The organism is Streptomyces sp. NBC_00078 (genome assembly GCF_026343335.1).
In the GTDB taxonomy this organism is placed as follows: Bacteria; Actinomycetota; Actinomycetes; order Streptomycetales; family Streptomycetaceae; genus Streptomyces.
Genome location: NZ_JAPELX010000001.1, coordinates 8429814 through 8448270 on the forward strand (window position 1 = coordinate 8429814; position 18457 = coordinate 8448270).

At 70.6% G+C, this 18457-nt stretch carries 16 protein-coding genes and 2 pseudogenes; 11 read left to right on the top strand and 7 right to left on the bottom strand.

Annotation, left to right across the window (positions count from 1 at the left end; genetic code table 11):
* Window positions 1-3: 3 nt before the first annotated feature.
* The 4 genes and pseudogenes from OOK07_RS39190 to OOK07_RS39205 all read left to right on the top strand — a co-directional run bounded on the left by OOK07_RS39190 (window position 4) and on the right by OOK07_RS39205 (window position 3663).
* A complete protein-coding gene (locus OOK07_RS39190) occupies window positions 4-249 on the top strand; it encodes a DUF397 domain-containing protein (RefSeq protein ID WP_266530498.1) in 246 nt (81 codons plus the stop codon).
* Window positions 250-528: 279 nt separating this feature from the next.
* Window positions 529-1338, top strand: coding sequence for an SAM-dependent methyltransferase (locus OOK07_RS39195; RefSeq protein ID WP_266801371.1), 810 nt, complete (start codon window positions 529-531; stop codon window positions 1336-1338).
* A 321-nt stretch (window positions 1339-1659) separates the two neighbouring features.
* Window positions 1660-3069 (top strand): annotated as a pseudogene (locus tag OOK07_RS39200) (glycosyl hydrolase family 95 catalytic domain-containing protein); the annotation flags it as partial.
* Window positions 3070-3177: 108 nt separating this feature from the next.
* Entirely contained in the window at window positions 3178-3663 is a 486-nt protein-coding gene (locus OOK07_RS39205) for a MarR family winged helix-turn-helix transcriptional regulator (RefSeq protein ID WP_266801372.1), read from the top strand.
* A 59-nt stretch (window positions 3664-3722) separates the two neighbouring features.
* Here the strand turns inward: OOK07_RS39205 and OOK07_RS39210 are convergent, their stop codons facing one another.
* Complete coding sequence (locus tag OOK07_RS39210) at window positions 3723-4373, bottom strand: FMN-dependent NADH-azoreductase (protein WP_266801373.1); 651 nt, start codon at window positions 4371-4373, stop codon at window positions 3723-3725.
* Between the two features lie 147 nt (window positions 4374-4520).
* On the opposite strand from OOK07_RS39210, the gene OOK07_RS39215 reads away from it, so the two are divergent.
* From OOK07_RS39215 to gap, 4 genes are all read left to right on the top strand, one after another.
* Window positions 4521-5189, top strand: a complete 669-nt coding sequence (locus OOK07_RS39215) for a nitroreductase (protein WP_266801374.1) — start codon at window positions 4521-4523, stop codon at window positions 5187-5189.
* Between the two features lie 98 nt (window positions 5190-5287).
* Window positions 5288-6016 (top strand): SDR family oxidoreductase, encoded by a 729-nt coding sequence (locus OOK07_RS39220; protein ID WP_266801375.1) that lies wholly within the window; start codon window positions 5288-5290, stop codon window positions 6014-6016.
* A 134-nt stretch (window positions 6017-6150) separates the two neighbouring features.
* Window positions 6151-7107: a GlxA family transcriptional regulator gene (locus tag OOK07_RS39225; protein WP_266801376.1), complete on the top strand. Its 957-nt coding sequence runs from the start codon at window positions 6151-6153 to the stop codon at window positions 7105-7107.
* Between the two features lie 134 nt (window positions 7108-7241).
* Window positions 7242-8240, top strand: a complete 999-nt coding sequence (gene gap / locus OOK07_RS39230) for a type I glyceraldehyde-3-phosphate dehydrogenase (RefSeq protein ID WP_266801377.1) — start codon at window positions 7242-7244, stop codon at window positions 8238-8240.
* Between the two features lie 11 nt (window positions 8241-8251).
* On the opposite strand, the gene OOK07_RS39235 is transcribed toward gap, so the two are convergent.
* Window positions 8252-9532, bottom strand: coding sequence for an MFS transporter (locus OOK07_RS39235; protein ID WP_266801378.1), 1281 nt, complete (start codon window positions 9530-9532; stop codon window positions 8252-8254).
* A 281-nt stretch (window positions 9533-9813) separates the two neighbouring features.
* A pseudogene (locus OOK07_RS39240) lies at window positions 9814-10308 on the bottom strand (substrate-binding domain-containing protein); the annotation flags it as partial.
* 402 nt (window positions 10309-10710) lie between these two features.
* On the opposite strand from OOK07_RS39240, the gene OOK07_RS39245 reads away from it, so the two are divergent.
* Window positions 10711-11799, top strand: a complete 1089-nt coding sequence (locus OOK07_RS39245) for a discoidin domain-containing protein (RefSeq protein WP_266802246.1) — start codon at window positions 10711-10713, stop codon at window positions 11797-11799.
* Between the two features lie 32 nt (window positions 11800-11831).
* On the opposite strand, the gene OOK07_RS39250 is transcribed toward OOK07_RS39245, so the two are convergent.
* Window positions 11832-13076, bottom strand: coding sequence for an alpha/beta hydrolase family protein (locus tag OOK07_RS39250; RefSeq protein WP_266801379.1), 1245 nt, complete (start codon window positions 13074-13076; stop codon window positions 11832-11834).
* Window positions 13077-13290: 214 nt separating this feature from the next.
* Between OOK07_RS39250 and OOK07_RS39255 the strand changes: the two genes are divergently transcribed.
* Complete coding sequence (locus OOK07_RS39255) at window positions 13291-13923, top strand: methyltransferase family protein (RefSeq protein ID WP_266801380.1); 633 nt, start codon at window positions 13291-13293, stop codon at window positions 13921-13923.
* 89 nt (window positions 13924-14012) lie between these two features.
* Here the strand turns inward: OOK07_RS39255 and OOK07_RS39260 are convergent, their stop codons facing one another.
* Window positions 14013-15068, bottom strand: a complete 1056-nt coding sequence (locus OOK07_RS39260) for a ferritin-like domain-containing protein (protein ID WP_266801381.1) — start codon at window positions 15066-15068, stop codon at window positions 14013-14015.
* 462 nt (window positions 15069-15530) lie between these two features.
* Here OOK07_RS39260 and OOK07_RS39265 point away from each other — a divergent pair, with 462 nt between their 5' ends.
* On the top strand, window positions 15531-16307 hold the full coding sequence (locus OOK07_RS39265) for an oxidoreductase (protein WP_266801382.1): 777 nt from the start codon (window positions 15531-15533) through the stop codon (window positions 16305-16307).
* Between the two features lie 78 nt (window positions 16308-16385).
* Here the strand turns inward: OOK07_RS39265 and OOK07_RS39270 are convergent, their stop codons facing one another.
* Together OOK07_RS39270 and OOK07_RS39275 are read right to left on the bottom strand one after the other, a co-directional pair.
* Window positions 16386-17282 (bottom strand): LysR family transcriptional regulator, encoded by an 897-nt coding sequence (locus OOK07_RS39270; protein WP_266801383.1) that lies wholly within the window; start codon window positions 17280-17282, stop codon window positions 16386-16388.
* 163 nt (window positions 17283-17445) lie between these two features.
* The gene (locus tag OOK07_RS39275; RefSeq protein WP_266802248.1) at window positions 17446-18450 is read right to left on the bottom strand and encodes an esterase/lipase family protein; all 1005 of its coding nucleotides are present in this window, start codon (window positions 18448-18450) and stop codon (window positions 17446-17448) included.
* Between the last annotated feature and the right edge of the window lie 7 nt (window positions 18451-18457).

An 18457-nucleotide genomic window follows, 5' to 3' on the forward strand; every position in this document is an offset into this window, starting at 1 on the left:
TCCATGGGATCCAACGGCCGTATCTACAGCGGAATGCCCGCCGTCGACCTGGGAAGCGAGGGCTGGCACAAGCCCTGGAGCGGCACCAACGGCGGCAGCTGCGTGGAGGCCAAGCGACTGCCCGACGGCAGCGTCGCCTTCCGCCAGTCGACGGACCCCGACGGGCCCGCACTCGTGTACACCCGCAACGAGATGATCACGTTCCTGGAGGGCGCCAAGGCCGGCCAGGCGGACTTCCTCGTCGCCTGAGCACCCACCACCACGACCGGACAACCGAACCACCCGCACGACGGCTCCCGCCGTGCGGGTGCACCGCCCGCACCGAGGAGGCCGACCGCCGTGCGCGAGGTGGTGCGCGCAGCGCGACTTCAGCCACGAGCGCTTCAACTGCACGCCGGCGCACGGGAGTTCCCGGGTGGCCCGGATCCACGCGTACGGGTGCTTTCGAATAGTGAACTCCGGCCCCGCACGCAGAAGTTGTCGTTAGGTTGGTTACGTACCCCGTGACGCACGGCAGGAGAATCTCCCATGGCAGACAGCCAGTCGACCTCCGACCAGGACGCGCTGTCCAAGATCGACACCTCGGTGCCGCACTCGGCTCGCATCTGGAACTACTGGATGGGCGGAAAGGACAACTACGAGGTCGACCGGATCGCGGGCGACGCCTACCGTGAGGTCGCTCCCAACATCGAGACCATGGCCCGCGGCTCCCGCCACTACCTGATCCGCGCCGTGACCCTCGTGGCGGGCGAACTCGGCATCCGCCAGTTCCTGGACATCGGCACCGGCCTGCCGACCTACGACAACACCCACCAGGTCGCCCAGCGCATCGCACCCGAATCCCGCATCGTCTACGTCGACAACGACCCCCTGGTGCTGCGTCACGCGCAGGCCCTGCTCACCAGTTCGTCCGAGGGCGTGACCGAGTACATCGACGCCGACCTGCGCGAGCCCGAGAAGATCATCGAACGGGCGGAAAAGGTCCTGGACTTCGACAAGCCGGTGGCGCTGATGCTCATGGGCATCCTCGGCCACATCCAGGGCTACGACGAGGCCAAGTCCATCGTCCGCCGCCTCCAGGCCGCCCTGCCGTCGGGCAGCTACTTCGTCCACTACGACAGCACGGACACGGACGCCTCGCTCAAGGAAGCCCAGCAGGGGTACGACGACACCGGCGCCATCCCGTACGTGCTGCGCACCCCGCAACAGCTCGGCGCCTACTACGAGGGTCTCGAACTGCTGGAGCCGGGGATCGTCTCCTGCCCGCTGTGGCGCCCCGAATCCGGCAGCACACCCGAACCCACGGACATCTACGGCGGCGTGGCCCGCAAGCGCTGAACCGTCACCCGCAATCCCTGCACGGCATCCGCAGCCCACGAACCGTCACCCGCGGGCCGGCACTGTCACTCACGGGTGGGACTTTCACCGCCCTCCCTCGTCCCCGTCGCCCGCAAGGAGATGGACACCGGCTACTACTCCGGCCAGGACATCTTCGGCCTCTTCCAGCAGCAGGCCAAGCTGATCTCGCCCCGCTGGAACGCATGGCCACCACCATCACCTCCGTCGAGGACGGCTTCGCGAAGGCCGGCGCCGGCAGCGGAACCATCATCGGCGCGCTCCGCGAAGGACAACGCCGGACGCTGCCCGACCTCAAGAGCCTGGATCCAGCTGTACAAGGCGGCCTCCGCTGCCCGCCGCGACGCCCCCGTGATGGCGACCAGCGGCCCCTGGCTGGAGCCCACGCCGTGGCCCAACACCTGGTGGAACCTCAACGCCCAACTGGAGTACTGGCTCATCCACGGCTCCAACCACCTCGAACTCGACGCCATCACCCGGGCGTTGAGCGAATTCCGGGACAACCTGGCCAAGGAGGTCGCGGCGCCGTACCGTGCCGACTCGATCGGCATCCCGCGGACCACCGACCCCCATCTGGTGAACGGCGCGGCCGGCACCCTCACCGGCTACGGCGTGGGCATCCCGGGCCAGGACCCGCCGACCCCCGAAGTCGGCGACCTCACCTGGGCGTTGCACAACGTCTGGCTCAGCTACCGCCACACCATGGACCGGTCGATCCTCCGGGACGTCCTCTTCCCCCTCCTCCGCAAGGCGATCAACTACTACCTGCACTTCACCGAGCCCGGCCCGGACGGCAAACTGCACCTGCCCGCCACCTTCTCCCCGGAGTACGGCGGCGACTCACGTGACTGCAACTACGACCTGATGCTCCTGACCTGGGGCTGTCGCACCCTCCTCGAATCCGCCGAACTCCTCGGCATCGACGACCCGTTGGTGCCCCGCTGGCGGGAGGTGCTGGCGAAACGGGTGCCGTACCCGACGGACGCCAACGGCTTCATGATCGGCGCCGACATCCCGTTCGCGAAGTCGCACCGCCACTACTCGCATCTCCTCGCGGTCTACCCGCTGTACGAGGTCACCGGCCGTACCCCCGACGAACGCGCCCCTGATCGAGAAGTCGCTGGCGCACTGGGTGGGCTTCGAGGGCGCCCTCCAGGGCTACACCTTCACGGGCGCCGCCTCGATGTCGGCGCTGCTCGGCAAGGGCGAGGACGCACTGAACTACCTCGGCGAACTCATGACCCGTTTCATCAAGCCCAACACCATGTACCTGGAGTCGGGCCCGTCATAGAGACCCCGCTCTCGGCGGCCCAGTCCCTGCACGACATGATCTGCCAGTCCTGGGGCGGCGTCATCCGGGTGTTCCCCGCGCTGCCCGCCGCCTGGGCGGATCTGGCCGTGCACGACTTCCGTACCCAGGGCGCCTTCCTGCTGAGCGCGCAGCGCCGAGGCGGCACCACCCGCTGGGTGGAGGTGGTCAGCGAGGCGGGCGCTCCCTGCGTCGTACGGCACGGCATCGCGGGACCGCTCGACGTACGGGACCGCCGGGGCCGCCCCCTCCCTCACGCCGACGCAGGCGGCGGCGCGATCCGCATCACCCTCCGCAAGGGGGAGTCGGCGCTGATCACCACCAGGGGCGACCGGCCCGACCTGACCGTGGCACCCGTACGGCCGAACGGGGACGCGCCCCGGTGGGGGCTGCCGGTCGCCTGAGCGGATCCGGGTGGACCGTACGTCCTTGGGGATGTTCGTGGCAGGCGCCGGCGCATGTGGTATCGATCGATACCGTTTCAAATGCATGGACAGCTGTAACCTGGCCCCATGAGCGCCGACGGTCCCCCCACAACCACCACCCCGCGTGCGACTGACCGCCCCGGGGACGCATCGCCCTTCGCGCTCGGCCTGCTGCTGCGCAGGGCGCACTGGCGCGCTGCCGCGGTGATGGGGGAGGCGCTCCGGCCGCTCGGCATCGAGCTGCGGCACTTCGCCGTGCTGATCGTGCTGGTCGACCAAGGGCCCACGGTGCAACGGGACTTGGCGGCGGCGACAGGGACGGACAAGGCCGGAATCATGCGGGTCGTCGACGACCTGGAGCGCAAGGGGCTCGCCGTACGCAAGCCCGTTCCGGGGGACCGGCGGGCCCGGGCCGTGGAGATCACGCCTCAGGGGATCGAACTCTTCGACGCGGCCCATGTGGCGGCGGAGCCGCTGTCCGAGCGTCTGGTCGCCGGCCTGGGGTCCGGCGATGCGGAGAAGCTGGCGGAACTGCTGACCCGGGTCGCCCACGCCGCGGACGAAGAGGCGTAGCGCGCCCACGCATCGGTTGCCTGCCGCGTGGGCGCGCCGCGTCTCGCACGGGCTGCCGGTTATGCGGCGAGGCGTTCCGCGAGGTCCTTCGCCTTGGCGTTCGCCTGCTCGAAGGCGCGCTCGCGGGAGGCCTCGTAAAGGGGGAGCATCGCGGACATGGCCGGGTTGCGGGGCGCCATGGTGAGTTCCGGGACGATGAACTCGACGTCCAGACCGAGGGTGTTCCTCAGGACTGCCTCCAGGTAGTTCTGCACGAAGTCGTAGCCCTCGCGCGGGGTGCCCGGCGCGTAGGAGCCGCCGCGGCTGGTCACGACCACCGCCGGGGTGCCCTGCGCGGAGGGGTGCTCGCCCGCGGTACGGCCGAGCAGGAGCACGCTGTCCAGCCACGACTTGAGGGTCGAGGGGATCGTGAAGTTGTACATGGGCGCGCCGATCAGGACGGCGTCGGCCTGCTCCAGTTCCTCGATGAGCGTCACGCGCGCGGCGAACGCGGCGGCCTGCTCCGGGGTCCGCTCGGCCGGGGCGGCGTAACCGGCGGACCAGGCGGCGGCCGTGATGTGCGGGACGGGGTCGGCGGCGAGGTCGCGGTAGATCACCGTGCCCTCCGGATGCTGTTCCTTCCAGGCCTCGCGGAAGGCGGCCGTGACCGAACGGGACGTGGACGCCTCGCCCGGGAACACGGACGAGTCGAGATGCAGCAGGGTGGCCATCGTTTTCTCCAGAGTGCCGAGCCCGGGGCGGGGGCCGAGGGCTGAGGGGTCGTGCTCACCAACTAGTTAAACACGAGAAGGTATTGGCTGATACGATATCGATCGTAACTGAAGCGGGTTGCCGAGCTGACGAGGGAGCAGGGGATCATGGACGTCTACGAGGCGGTCACGAGCCGCCGGGCGGTGCGCGGATTCACCGACCGGGAGGTTCCGAGGGAGACGTTGGAGCGTGTCCTGTCCGCCGCGGCCTGGTCGCCGTCCGGGTCGAACATCCAGCCGTGGCATGCCTATGTACTGACCGGCCGGCCGCTGGCCGAGGTCAAGAAGCGTGCCGGCGAACGCCTCGCCGTGGGCGACCCCTGGGACGAGCCGGAGTACGAGCAGTACCCGCCCACGCTGAAGTCCCCCTACTGCGAACGCCGGTCCGCCTTCGGTGAGCAGCGCTACGGCTCACTCGGCATCGCGCGCGAGGACCTGGAGGCGCGTCAGCGAGCCGCCTCCGCGAACTGGGACTGCTTCGGCGCCCCGGCGGCCCTGTTCTGCTACATCGACCGTGGCATGGGCGCGCCGCAATGGGCCGACACCGGGATGTGGCTGCAGTCCGTCATGGTGCTGCTGCGGGCCGAGGGGCTGCACAGCTGCCCGCAGATGGCATGGGCGAAGTTCCACCGGAGCGTCGCTGACGTCGTCTCACCGCCCGACGAACTCATGCTCTTCTGCGGCCTGTCCATCGGGTTCGAGGACGTCACGGTCGATGACAGCCGTACGGGCCGGGCGCCGCTCGACGAGACCGTCACGTTCGTCGACGGCTGCTGAGGCCCTGGCCTTTGGGCCCGTATGCGGCTTGTTTCCTGCCGCGCCCCATAAGTGTTCTTGTGTCATATTGCGCACACACCCCCGACGAAAGGCATGTCATGAAGTTCGCGGTCATCGGCGGTACCGGACTGATCGGTTCACAGGTCGTCAAGAACCTGAAGGCCGCCGGGCATGAGGCGGTCCCGCACTCGAAGTCCACCGGAGCCGACGTCATCACCGGCCAGGGACTGGACGCGGCGACGGCGGGAGCCGACGTCGTCGTCAACCTGACGAACTCGCCGACCTTCGACGAAGCCTCCCCGGCGTTCTTCCAGACCTCGATGGACAACCTCCTGGCCGCGGCGCACAAGGGCGGCGTCCGCCACTTCGTCATCCTCTCGATCGTCGGCACGGACCAGGTGCCGGAGCTGGACTACTACCGCGCCAAGGCGCTCCAGGAGCACATCCTCGCGGACGGGCCGGTCCCCTACTCGATCGTCCGGGCGACGCAGTTCATGGAGTTCATGGACTCCGTCCTGTCCTGGACCACGGAAGGCGACACCGTCCGGCTGCCCGCCACGCCGATCCAGCCCATCGCCGCCAAGGACGTGGCCGAGGCGGTGGCAGAGGTCGCCGTCGGGGCCCCGCTGAACGGCATCCGCAACATCGGCGGCCCCGACATCTTCAGCCTCGACGAGCTGGGCCGGCTCACCCTGACCCACAAGGGCGACAGCCGTACGGTCGTCACCGACCCCACCGCCGGCATGTTCGCCGTCGTCAAGGGCGACGTCCTCACCGACAAGGAAGCCCACCTCGCCCCCACCCGCTACACCGACTGGCTCTCCTGACGCGCGGACCGCGGTGCCGGTGACCGGTGCGGTCGCTCCGGGCCCCGGCCGGACGGTCGGCGCCCGTCGTGCGACATCCCTCCCGGGGTGCCGGGTGATCAGGCCGGCCCCGCGCCCCTCGTACCCTGGTTCCCGTGTCGTCCTCCCGCCTCCATCGCGTCGCCGTCCTCGTGCTCGAAGGGGCGAAGCCGCTCGATGTCGGCATCCCGGCGCAGGTGTTCACGACCCGCGCGAGCATGCCGTACGAGGTGCGGGTGTGCGGTGCGGCCCCCGGGCTCGTGACCGGCGGTGACGGCCTGGCGTACCACGTCGCCGACGGCCTCGACGCGCTCGCGTGGGCGGACATCGTGTTCGTGCCCGGCTACCGGTTCCCGGACCGTGAGGAGCCGCCGTGGGCCGTCGTCGACGCGCTGATCGCCGCCCACGACCGGGGCGCGCGGCTCGCCGCCATCTCCACGGGTGCCTTCGCGCTCGCCGCCACGGGCCTGCTCGACGGCCGCCGCGCCACGACGCACTGGCACTACACACGGGCGCTGGCGGACAGGCATCCGCTCGTCCAGGTCGACGAGAACGTCCTGTTCGTCGACGAGGGCAGCGTGCTGACCTCGGCCGGCGCCGCCTCCGGCATCGACCTGTGCCTGCACATCCTGCGCCGCGACCTCGGCGTGGCCGCCTCCAACCACGCGGCCCGGCGCCTGGTCGCGGCCCCCTACCGCAGCGGAGGCCAGGCGCAGTACGTGCCGCGCAGCGTGCCCGAGCCGCTCGGCGAGCGGTTCGCCGCCACCCGTGAGTGGGCCCTGCACCGGCTCGACGAACCCCTCGGTCTCGAAACCCTCGCCGAGCACGCCGCCGTCTCGCCGCGCACCTTCTCGCGGCGCTTCGTCGAGGACACCGGATACACGCCGATGCAGTGGGTCATGCGCGCGCGCATCGACCTGGCCCGGGAGCTGCTGGAGCGTTCCGAGCGGAGCGTCGAGCAGATCGCGAACGACGTGGGCCTCGGCACCGGAGCGAACCTGCGGCTGCACTTCCAGCGCATCCTCGCGACCACGCCGAGCGAGTACCGGCGCACCTTCACCCAGGGCGAGTAGCCCGCCGTCAGGACGCTCCCGCGGGCTTGGCGCGATCCTTGCGAACCATGGCGCTCACGCCACGGTCACGGCCGGAGCCCGCACGCGAGGCTGGTGTCATCACTGTCATCACGCACAGACATCAAGGGGCATTCATGACTCGCATCGCCATCAACGGATTCGGTCGCATCGGCCGCAATGTGCTGCGCGCCCTGCTGGAGCGCGACAGCGACCTGGAGATCGTCGCCGTCAACGACCTCACCGAGCCCGCCACCCTCGCCCGGCTCCTCGCCTACGACTCCACGGCCGGCCGGCTCGGCCGCCCGGTGAGTGTCGACGGGAACACCCTCGTCGTCGACGGCCGACGCATCACGGTGCTCGCCGAGCGCGAGCCGGCGCAGCTGCCGTGGGCCGAGCTCGGCGTCGACCTCGTGCTGGAGGCGACCGGCCGCTTCACGTCGGCCAAGGCCGCCCGCGCCCACCTCGACGCGGGTGCGAAGAAGGTCCTCGTCAGCGCGCCGTCGGACGGCGCCGACGTGACGCTCGCGTACGGGGTCAACACCGACGCGTACGACCCCGAGCTGCACACGATCGTCTCGAACGCCTCCTGCACCACCAACGCGCTCGCGCCGCTCGCCTCGGTCCTCGACGAACTCGCCGGCATCGAGCACGGCTTCATGACCACGGTGCACGCCTACACGCAGGAGCAGAACCTCCAGGACGGCCCGCACCGCGACCCCCGCCGTGCCCGTGCCGCCGGCGTCAACATCGTGCCGACCACGACGGGCGCCGCCAAGGCGATCGGCCACGTGCTGCCCGGCCTCGACGGCAAGCTGTCGGGCGACTCGATCCGGGTACCGGTTCCGGTGGGCTCGATCGTCGAGCTCAACACGACCGTCGCCCGCGACGTGACGCGTGAGGACGTGCTGGCGGCCTACCGTGCCGCCGCGGAGGGCCCGTTGGCCGGTGTCCTCGAGTACTCCGACGACCCGCTGGTGTCGTCCGACATCACCGGCAACCCGGCCTCGTCGATCTTCGACTCTGCCCTCACCCGCGTCGACGGCCGCCACGTCAAGGTGGTCGCCTGGTACGACAACGAGTGGGGCTTCTCCAACCGAGTGATCGACACGCTGGAGCTCCTCGCGGCCCGCTGAGCCAACCGTCGTCATCGGGTCGGCAACACCCGTCCCAGGCGGGCCAGCGGAGACAGGGCGATGATCACGGGTGACAGCAGCATGCCCGCCGCTGTCACCAGCAGGCCGGTACGTGGCCCCCACTCCTGCGCGAGGAATCCGCCCAGCAGGGAGCCGAACGGGGTCAGGCCCATGCCGACGAACGTGATCGTCGCCGCGGCACGGCCCTGCATTCCGTCCGGAGTCACAGCCTGTCGTACGGCCATGACGGTCACGGTCACCAGCTGACTGCCGGTCCCGAACAGGAAGCCGGCCGCCAGCAGCGCAGGAACCGTCACCGTGGTCGACCCGTGCAGCGCGGGCACACACAGGAACACGCCGTCCCCGAGCGCTGCCGCGCACACGAGCACCGCGCCGTGGCCGAACCGGCCCGGCAGCCGGGCGGCCAGCATGGAGCCCAGAAGCGCGCCGGGTCCCGTCGCCGCGAGCGCCAGCCCGACGGCGGTGCCGGACAGGTGCAGTTCCCGGGGCAGGAAGAGCAGATAGACGGTCATCGTGGCCGCGAAGGAGAACTGGAAGGCGGCCGAGGCGAGACACACTGTCCGCAGTGCGGCGTCGCCCGCGACGAAACGCAGGCCCTCCTGGATCCGCCGCCACAGCCGAGAGGGTCGTCGCGAGGGCTCCGGCGCCGGTTCACGGCGACGGATCCGCCGGATCGACAGGAACGACAGCGCGAAGAAGAGCGCGCCGACGGCGGGAGCGATGGGCGCGGCCACCAGTGACACAAGCGCACCGCCGAGGGCGGGTCCGCCGATCTGCGCCGCGGACCGGCTGCCCTCCAGCGCGCTGTTGCCCCGTACCAGCTGATCGCGTTTCACCAGCCTTACCAGAGATGCCTGGTAGGCCACGTCGAAGAACACGGACAGAGCCCCGACGGCGAACGCGACCGCGATCAGCGCCGGCAGACCGAGCCGGCCGAGAAGAGCCGCAGTGGCGGCGACACCCAGCACCAGGCTCCGGCCCACGTCCGCCAGCACCATCACCGTGCGGGTTCGCCATCCGTCCACCCATGCGCCGACGAAGAGCGAGAGCAGCAGGATCGGCGCCTGCCCCACCGCACGCAGGAGGCCCAGCCCGCCGGCGCCGGCGTGAAGCGTCAGGACCGCGAAGAGCGGCAGCACCACCAGACATGCGTGTTCTCCGAGTTGGGAGGCCGTCTGGCCCACCCAGAGCCTGCGGAAGTCGCCGTCCCGCCACAGGCTCGGCGGAACAGGCCGATCGGAATCGGTTACGGCGGAGGAGACGGACGGCACGGTGACCCCTTGGAATGCCGGCAACGAGGCCCGTCCCCCGGCGCTCGACAGGCGCACCGACGGTTCGGGCAGGGAGAGGCTCGCTGTGCTGCAGCATCACGGGCAGCACGCGATGACTGGCTCCTCACGGACCAGAACGTCAACGCGTGCGCGAACGACCGACCATGTCTCCTACCCCTTGGCCATGGCACGCTCCTCGCACGTGCCTGCGGGCAGGCGACAACGTAGCGTGCGGTGTCGGCACCGGCCACCGAATTCACGGCTGCAGAACCGGAGTTGCCCTATCTGCCCGGCGGCGGCCCGCTGCTCTTCCGTACCACCAGCTCCGTGGCCACCTCCACCCGCGTCGTCTCCGGCTCCTGTCCCGACAGCAGCCGCAGCACCATGCGGGCGGCCAGCGCCGTCATGTCGGCGATGGGCGTCCGCATGGTCGTCAGACGAGGCGTCACCCAGTCCGCGAACGGCAGGTCGTCGAAGCCGACCACGCTGACGTCGTCCGGAATGCGCAACCCGTGCTCGGCCGCCGCCCGGTAGGTGCCCAGCGCCTGATGGTCGCTGCCCGCGAAGATCGCCGTGGGTCGGTCGGCCAACGCCAGGAGAGCCAGGGCGTGCTGATGGGCGAGAGAGTGGGTGAAGTCGCCGTAGCGGACCAGTTCCGGGTCGAAGGGGAGCCCAGCCTCCGTCAGCGCCGAACGGTAGCCGTCCACACGGGCACGTGAGGTCAGCCGGCGCTCCGGGCCGCTGATGACGGCGATGCGCCGGTGGCCGAGCTCGAGGGCAGCTACACACCCGGCATCGAGATCAACGGCAACGACCACACCGTCACGCACAACACGGTCCGCCGCACGGGACGCGCCTCCATCGACACGGCCTGGCAGCTGAGCGGCACCGAGTTCCACGGCAACCGCATCGCCTACAACGACCTGTCCGAGGCGATGCGCACCTCCCGCGACGGCTCGCCCTTCTACGTCTGCTGCAGCCTGGACGGCACCGGCACCTCCGTCGACCATTACACCGCGCACGACGCCGACGGCCGGGTCGGCTTCTACGTCGACAACTACTCGGGCCACTTCCTCCTGCACCACAACGTCGCCTGGAACACCGGCACCCGAGGCCCCTTCTTCAACGGCCACACCGGCCCGAGCATCGCAAACCAGGACCACAACTCCAGCTACGGCATGGGCATCAACGGCAACTCCACGCTACTGAGCGGCGCCACCGACGCCTCCGGCTCGTACTTCAGCAACATCGTCGGACCGGTGCCGGTCAGTGCGACCGGGACCGGCGACCCGCGGCCGGTGTTCCGCTCCAACCTCATCAGCGACAAGGCCGGCTACACCGACCCCGTCAACGGTGAACTGTGGCTCGCCGACGGCTCACCCGCAATCGACGCCGGCGAGAAGATCGACGGCATCACCACCGAAGTCCGCGGCACGGCTCCCGACATCGGCGCCTATGAACACGGCGAGCCGATCTGGTCGACGGGCTGCGACCTCCCGGGCTGCCAACAGCGCATCCGCCACGGCGCCTGGACCGCGGCCGCCGGCGACGGCTCCGACGCCTTCGCCGCCGTCGACGCCGACGTCAACACCCGCTGGACGGCCACCGCCGCGCAGACCCCCGGCCAGTCCCTGACCGTCGACCTGGGCGAGCCCAAGACCGTCGACCGGCTCTCGCTCGACGCGGGCCGCGACACCAGCGGACAGCCGTACGGCTTCTCGGTATCGGTCAGCCGCGACGGCACGCACTGGAGCGGGAGCCTCGCCCGGGTCTCCGGCCGGTCCTTCACCCAGGACGCGGCCTTCCCGGCCCGTACGGCCCGGTTCGTCCGCATCACCCTCACCGCGAGCGGCCCCGTCCCCTGGGTGGTCAACGACCTGCGTCTGTACGGCGACGGGCCCGACGCCTCCGGCACGCTCCAGGCCGAACAGGCGACCTCAGTGCACGGCGCCGCACGCACCACGGCCACCACCGGGGTGCTGGGCTCCGGCGACTGGGTCGCCTTCCGTCGCGCTGCCGTGCACGGCGACCACCTCACCGTACGGCTCGACTCCACCTGCGCCACCGGATGCGCGCTCCAACTCCGGCTCGACACCCCGCGCGGCCCGGTGGCCGCGACCCTCCCCGTGCACGCGACCGGCGCCACCGCCTGGCAGGAGCAGTCGATCACCCTGCCCCACCGCCTGACCGGGGTCCACACCCTCTTCCTCGTCGCGAAGGGAGGCCCGCGCGTCGCGTCCCTCGACTGGCTGACGATCCGGCCATGATGCGCGCCGCTCCGCGCCGGACGCCGGGGAAGTCAGAAGAAGCGAGCCTCTGGATATCGGCCCGACGACCCGTCCAACAGGCCGTCGTCGTCCCGGCCGCGCAGCCAGCGGTCGAAGAAGGCGGCGAGACAGGCGCGTTCGGCGGCGATCGCGTGCCTCGGCATGATCGTGCCGATGTTCTCGACGACGGCCTTCCGCGGGAGTCCCAGCCGGCGGGCGATCTGCGGCACGAGCGCTTCGGCGTCGGTGTACGTCGCGTGTTCCGCACCTCGCAGGCTCAGGCCCCGGTGCCATCCGCGACTGTGCCGCCACAGGGCGTCCCAGGACGGCACCGTACTCAGGTCGTTGCCGTCCTTGCCGATCAGCAGGAAGGGGCGGTCGACGCCGTCGGCGGCAACGGTGGAGAGGCTGCCGGCGGCGTCGTCGTCCTGCACGTACGCGAGAACCCCGTCGAGATCGGCCGCCGCCGCGATGCGCGGATCGTCGTGCATGGCCTGCAAGGCGGTGAAGCCACCTGCCGACTGGCCGAACATGCCGGTGTGGCCGAAGTCCAGCATGCCGCGCAGCGCCCTGGGGAGCGCGCAGGGCAGTTCGTCGAGTACGAAGCGGATGTCGGCCACCCGCACGGCGAGTGTCTTCTGCAACAGCGCCTTGATGCGCCCGGGGTCCGGGTAGGCGTTGTCGAACTCCGCCGGCAGCACGGAGCCTTCGACACGGCCGCCGGGAAACTGGACAGCCGAGGCGTCGTAGGTGTGGTCGACGCTCACCACGACATACCCCCGGGAGGCGAGGTCGTCGCAGAGTGTGGTGCCCAGGGAACGAGGGTCGCCGGCACCCGGCGAGTAGCAGACGACGGGGAGCGGGCCGCTACGCCGATCGACAGGGGCGCCTTCGTGGGCATGCGTGCGCGTGGCCGACCAGTCGACCTGGCTGCCGGGCACATCGGTGAAACTGTTCAAGGCGGCGAATCCGGCGGCCTCGCCGGCAAGCATCTGCGGGGCGGCCGGGTGGCCGCCGACGGCTCGCGCCGGATAGCGGATGCTGATCATGAGTTCCCGGTACGGCTGCGAGGTGATCCAGGGGTCGGACCGCGACGCGTCGACCAGGTGCAGCGAGACCGTCCCCACGGGGTGCGGTCCGCTGGGCGCGGGCAACGTCAGCCGCACCGGCCCGGCCTTGCCCGACGCGGCGGAGGCGGCGGACGCGGCACGTGCCGGGACGGCGGACAGGGCGACGGCGGCAGCGGCCGACAGGATGACGGAGCGGCGGGTCTGCATGACTGAACCCCTTTTGGTCGTACGCGTTCTGCTGTCTGTACGTGTTGAGCGATCACGTACAGACTCGCGGCCCGGCATGGCCGCCCACCATCCGGCAAACCGGTCGGCGCGTCTGGGGGATTGCCCCCATCGCCGCACTCCATCCCCGGGTGGAGCCCTCTCCATCGACCCGTAGGTGGTGGTGATCCACTACTACTCGGAGCACGCTGGAGGCATGGATGCTCTCCACTCGGCACTTGTCGCGCTCACCGGCGTCTGCTTCCTGGTCTTCGTCGTGGCCTGGATCGCGGGTGCCATCTACTTCGGCACGAAGAGCCAGACGGGCCTGCGCGACTGGGGGCGTGGACTGCGTCGCACACTGCCTGGCCGGGTGCTGCTGATCGCAGGTGTCTTCGTTCTCTTCACGCTGGTCGGACGCTCTCGGGGCTTCTGGCGCCATCTCCAGTACTGGCAGCCCGAACTCGCGCTCCTGGGCGGGCTGCTCGCCGTCGCCTCCACCGCTCTGCTGCTGTGGGCCCGCTGGATCCTGGGCACGATGTGGGCCGGCGTCCCGACGGTCCGGGAGCACCACGAACTGCGCACGGAGGGCCCCTACAGACTCGTCCGCCACCCCATCTACTCGGGCCTGCTCGGCCTGGTCCTCGGCGCCATGCTGGCCTGCGGGTTCGGCGTCTGGACAGCGTTCCTGGCGGTCGCCGTCCCATGGCTGCTGCGCCGGGTACACGTCGAGGACGGGCTCATGGCGCACCAGTTCGGCGCGTCCTACGACTCCTACCGCGCCCAGGTCCCGGCCCTGATCCCAAGACTGCGCCCCACTCGACCCGGCCCCCGGCCGGCTCGGCCATGAGCAGCCGTGGCCGCGTCGGCCAAGTTCGGTGGGGCGGCGGAGTGCTCCGCCGCCCCACTCGTGGGCCTGGTGCCCCGTGCCCCGAGGTGTCAGAAGGCGCGGAACTGCGGGCCGTAGTTGCCCGGCGCGTCGGGGATAGGGCGTTCCATCAGCTTCACCGCAGGAGTCTCCAGCCCGCGCATGATGTGGATGGCCGCGTGCAGCGAGCGGTGGCCGCCGCCGGCCCAGGCCGATTCAAGAGTGTGGAGAAGGCTGTTGTAGGTGGTGTCGAAGCTCTCCAGGAGCCGCCGTACCTCTCCCGGCGGGTTGGGCCAGCCGCCCGCCGGAACCGGCGCCATGGGGCGTGCGTCGGGGAAGCGTACGGGCGCCCCGTTGAACTCCCAGTCGCCGTCGTTGTCGCGCAGCCGTCGGCCGTGGTAGATCTCGCCGAAGGCGTAGTAGTGCGCCGGGTAGTCGTCGTCGAAGGCCGTGGCGGGGGAACTGGTGGTGCCCTCGCCCTGCTCCTTGATGATCTCGATGGCGCGCTCGACGTCGTCGGGAGTCTCCACCGGCTCCAGCACGTCGGAGCCGATGCGCGTGGACAGCTGTCCGCGCGCCGACAGCTCCGGCGCCACGCTCCGGAACGTCTTGAGGATGTCGCTGTAGAAGGTGCCGACGCTCGGCGACGTGTCGATGCTCCGGGCGAGCGGGCGGTGAGGGGCTTCGATGCCCATCATCACGTCGTGCACGAACGTCTTGGTCAGGCCCGACAGATAGACGGTCAGTCCGGCGTGCACACCGCCGGGCAGCGGGCCGGGGTAGGTGGGTGCCGCTTCCCTGATCCGCGGCCGCCCGCCGACGGCCACGAGCAGGTTGCAGACCACGCCCAGGTGGAACATCTCGTCGCCGACGATGCGCCGGATCAGCCGCGCGGCCTCGCTGCCGCGATCCCTGATGGACCACCAGCCGCACAAGTAGGGCGGGATGGTGGAGAGTTCGAGCGCCACCGCGACCTGGAGGGCCGCTCTGAGCCAGTCGTCCCTGCGGCTCTCCTCGGGTACGGCCAGCAGACGCGCCACCGACTGGTGGCCGGCCGCGGCGGCCGGGCCGCTCTCCGACTGCGCGGTTGCCTGCACGGCTGCCTGCACCGGACCGGCGGCCGCCACCGGCGCACCTGCCGCCAACGCGGCTGACGCCAGGAAACTCCTGCGCTTGAACGGGGCAACCGTCGGCCTGTCCGAATGATCCGTCGTACCAGTCAATTTGGCCTCAGCTCATAGCAATGGCCCCGCCACGTCTTCGGACGAACGGGACCTTTCCGACAGTTGTGGAAGCTAGCAGCCCTCACCGCCGTTCCCGGTGCGCACGGGCCCGGGCGGCGTATCGACCACCCTGTCAGTCCAGCGGGTGAGTGCCGCCGGACCACCGGCGGAGGGGCAGCGGGCGGGCCGCCATAGGAACTCCCTATAGCGCCTGCTGACATTTCGTCTTTGCCCCTGATTCCTTTCCGCGCCTACCGTGAAACAGCTCGACGAGGTGCTCACCCGCGAATTCTCCGAAGATTCGCGCGGCGCACCCGATGCTTCTTCCGTCGAGCGGACGAACACACGATGGAGAGGACCGGTGGCATGACCACGATCGAGAATGGATCGGGAACGCGTGAACTCGCGGGAAAGCGGGCCCTGGTCACGGGTGGGTCTCGTGGGATCGGCGCGGCCGTCGTCCGCCAACTCCTGGACGCGGGCGCCGAGGTGCTCACAACCGCCAGGTCGGCGACGAGCACCCTGCCGGAGGGAGCCACCTTCGTGGACGCCGACGTGCGGACACGGGCGGGAGCCGAGGCGCTCGCCGCGGCCGCGCAGAAGGCGCTCGGCGGAGTGGACATCCTGGTCCACAACGCGGGTGGGGCGCGGCCTCACCAAGACGCCTCGGCCATCCCCGACGAGGAATGGCAGGACGCGCTGGACCTCAACTACCTGGCGTCGGTGCGGCTGGACTCGCTGCTGGTGCCGGGCATGCGGGAACGCCGTTCGGGGATGATCGTGCACATCTCCTCGGCCGCGGTCCTCACCCCGGTGGGACCGTTCCTGCACTACACGGCGGCGAAGGCGGCTCTGGAGAACTACAGCCGGGGACTGGCCTCGGAGCTTGCTCCGCACGGAATCCGGGTCAACACGGTGAGCCCTGGCCGAACCGCCACCCCCGGCGGCGAAGCGACGCGGGAGCAGTGGGCGAACCTGAACGCGGCGCCGGGCCGGATCAGCGCCGGCGACACCGCACCGCTGGGGCGCGACGGCCGGCCCGACGACATCGCCGACGCGGTGCTGTTCCTCGCATCCGACCGGGCGAGCTGGCTGACCGGGAGCAATCTCATAGTGGACGGCGGTGAATTCCCCAGGGGCTGACGCCGATACGCCGACGGAATTCCGGAACGCGACTTTCGACAAAAGGAATTCAGCGGCGCCCGCTTCCTTCCCGGCCCTTCAGGACGCCCGTGAGAAGGAAGCGGACTCGGACCAGGTTTCCGCACGCAGCAGTTCGAGCAGGGCCGTTTCCGCCGGACCCGCGCCCTGCCGGACGACGGCGATGACGGGCTGGGACACGACCGGGAACACCGGGCGAGTGAGGTGCTCGTGGCCGTGGGGCACCGCGGAGGCCGGCACGAGCGTCACCCCCAGCCCCTGGGCGGCCCAGCGCACGGCCGTCGCCGTCTGGGACACACGGGCGGCCGTCGGCGAGGTCAGACCGTTGTCCCGCAGTGCGTTCAGCAGCACGCCGTCGAGTGCGCTGTCGCGGTCGAACCGCACCCACGGCTCCCCCTCCAGATCGCGCAGCTCGACCCGGTCCGCGGCCAGTTGCCGATGCCCGGCACCCAGCACCACGACGAACTCCTCGTCGCCGAGGTGGTGGGCATCGGCGGGGCTCCGCTCGCACGCCGCCATCAGGGCGAGATCCAGCACGCCCCGGCGGCACAGGCGATCCAGCTCGGCGGAGCTGGGCTCCTCGAAGACACTGACCTCCAGCCGCGGGAAGCGGCGACGCAGCGCGCCGAGCGCGCCCGGCAGTTGCCGCGCGCCAAAGCCCATCTGCGCCGAGACCACCAGCTCGCCCACCAACTCGTCGGCACCGGCCCGCGCGGTCGCCCTCGCCCGCCGCGACGCGCTCACCGCGACCTCCGCCTCCCGCAGGAACGCCCGGCCGACCACGGTGGGCACCAGCCCGGTCGGTGTCCGAGCGAACAGTTCCACGCCGAGTTCCCGCTCCAGGCCGCGGATCTGCTGGGACACCGACGGCTGAGCAACGCGCAGCAGCTCCGCCGCTGCCGTCACCGAGCCCGCCTCGGCAATGGCCAAGGCGTACTCGTACTGACGAAGGCTCATCGGTTCCCGTCCCCTCCCTGCGGTCCAACCCCGTACCGATCGTTGTAGGCAACCCGGTTACGCCGGCGGAGATTCCCGCGGACATGGCCGGAGCCGATCTGTTCCTGTCCGCTCCTGTCCGCGAACTGGCGGCGACCACCAGCAAAACCGGCACGAGGGCCGGTTAGAGCGGAACCGGCATGAGGGCGCAGCGCACCGGCTTGGCGTGCGCCGGGTCGAGGGCGTTGAGGACGAGCCGGTTCACGTTCGGGTCGTAGATGCCACCGGCGTGACCGGTGAGGTCCAGCGGACACACGTTCTGCAGCAGGATGTTGTGCACCGTCGCGCCGGATCCGGCCTTGAGGAACTGGTTGGTGTACGGGGTCACGACCAAGTCGGTGCGGGTGACGATGGTGGTGTACGTGACGCCGGGCTCGGTGTCACCGTTGGCGTACAGCCGCTGGAGCACCGGGGAACCGATGGTCTGCTCCTTGGCCGCGGGGCTGTCCAGGCCGAGCGGTTTGCCCACCTTCCCCGCCACGTCCAGTCCCGCGTCGAGCAGGTGGGCCAGGCCGGAAGCGTTGGTGCCGTGATTGCTGGGGTTGATGCCCACCAGGTGGTGCACCTTCGCGGCGCCGCTCTCGAAGCGCAGGTACCACTCGGGCATCACTCCGCCGCCCTGGCTGTGTCCGACCAGGTCGACCTTCGACGCACCCGTGGCGGCCAGCACCTTGTCGACGTAGGCGGCCAGTTGTTCGGCCGAGTCGGGGATGTGGCGGGTCGCCTTCATCAGGGCGTGCGGTGTGCTCTCGCCGTAGTTGAGGGCGAAGACGCAGTAGCCGGCGTTCTTCAGTACCGGGGCGAGGCCGCTCCAGCTGTCGAAGGCGTTTGCGAAGGTGCCGTGGACCAGTACCACCGGGTAGGGGTGGGCGGCGGACGGCTTGCACGTGAAGTCGTTGGCACCGGCGGGCGAGCGCTCGGGGTCCGGCACCGAGGCGAGCAGGGCCAGCCCTGTGCTGACCGCCCCCAGGTACCCGAACTGGTCTGCCTGGTCGGCGTGCAGGGTGGATGGGGTGTCTGCGGCAACGGGCCGCGGTCTGGGCGGTGCTGCCGCGGCGGCGGGGACGGCAGCGGCCAGACAGGCCGCCGCTGCCAGAACGGTTCCTGCGGCTTTGAGGATTCGGCGCATCACGGTG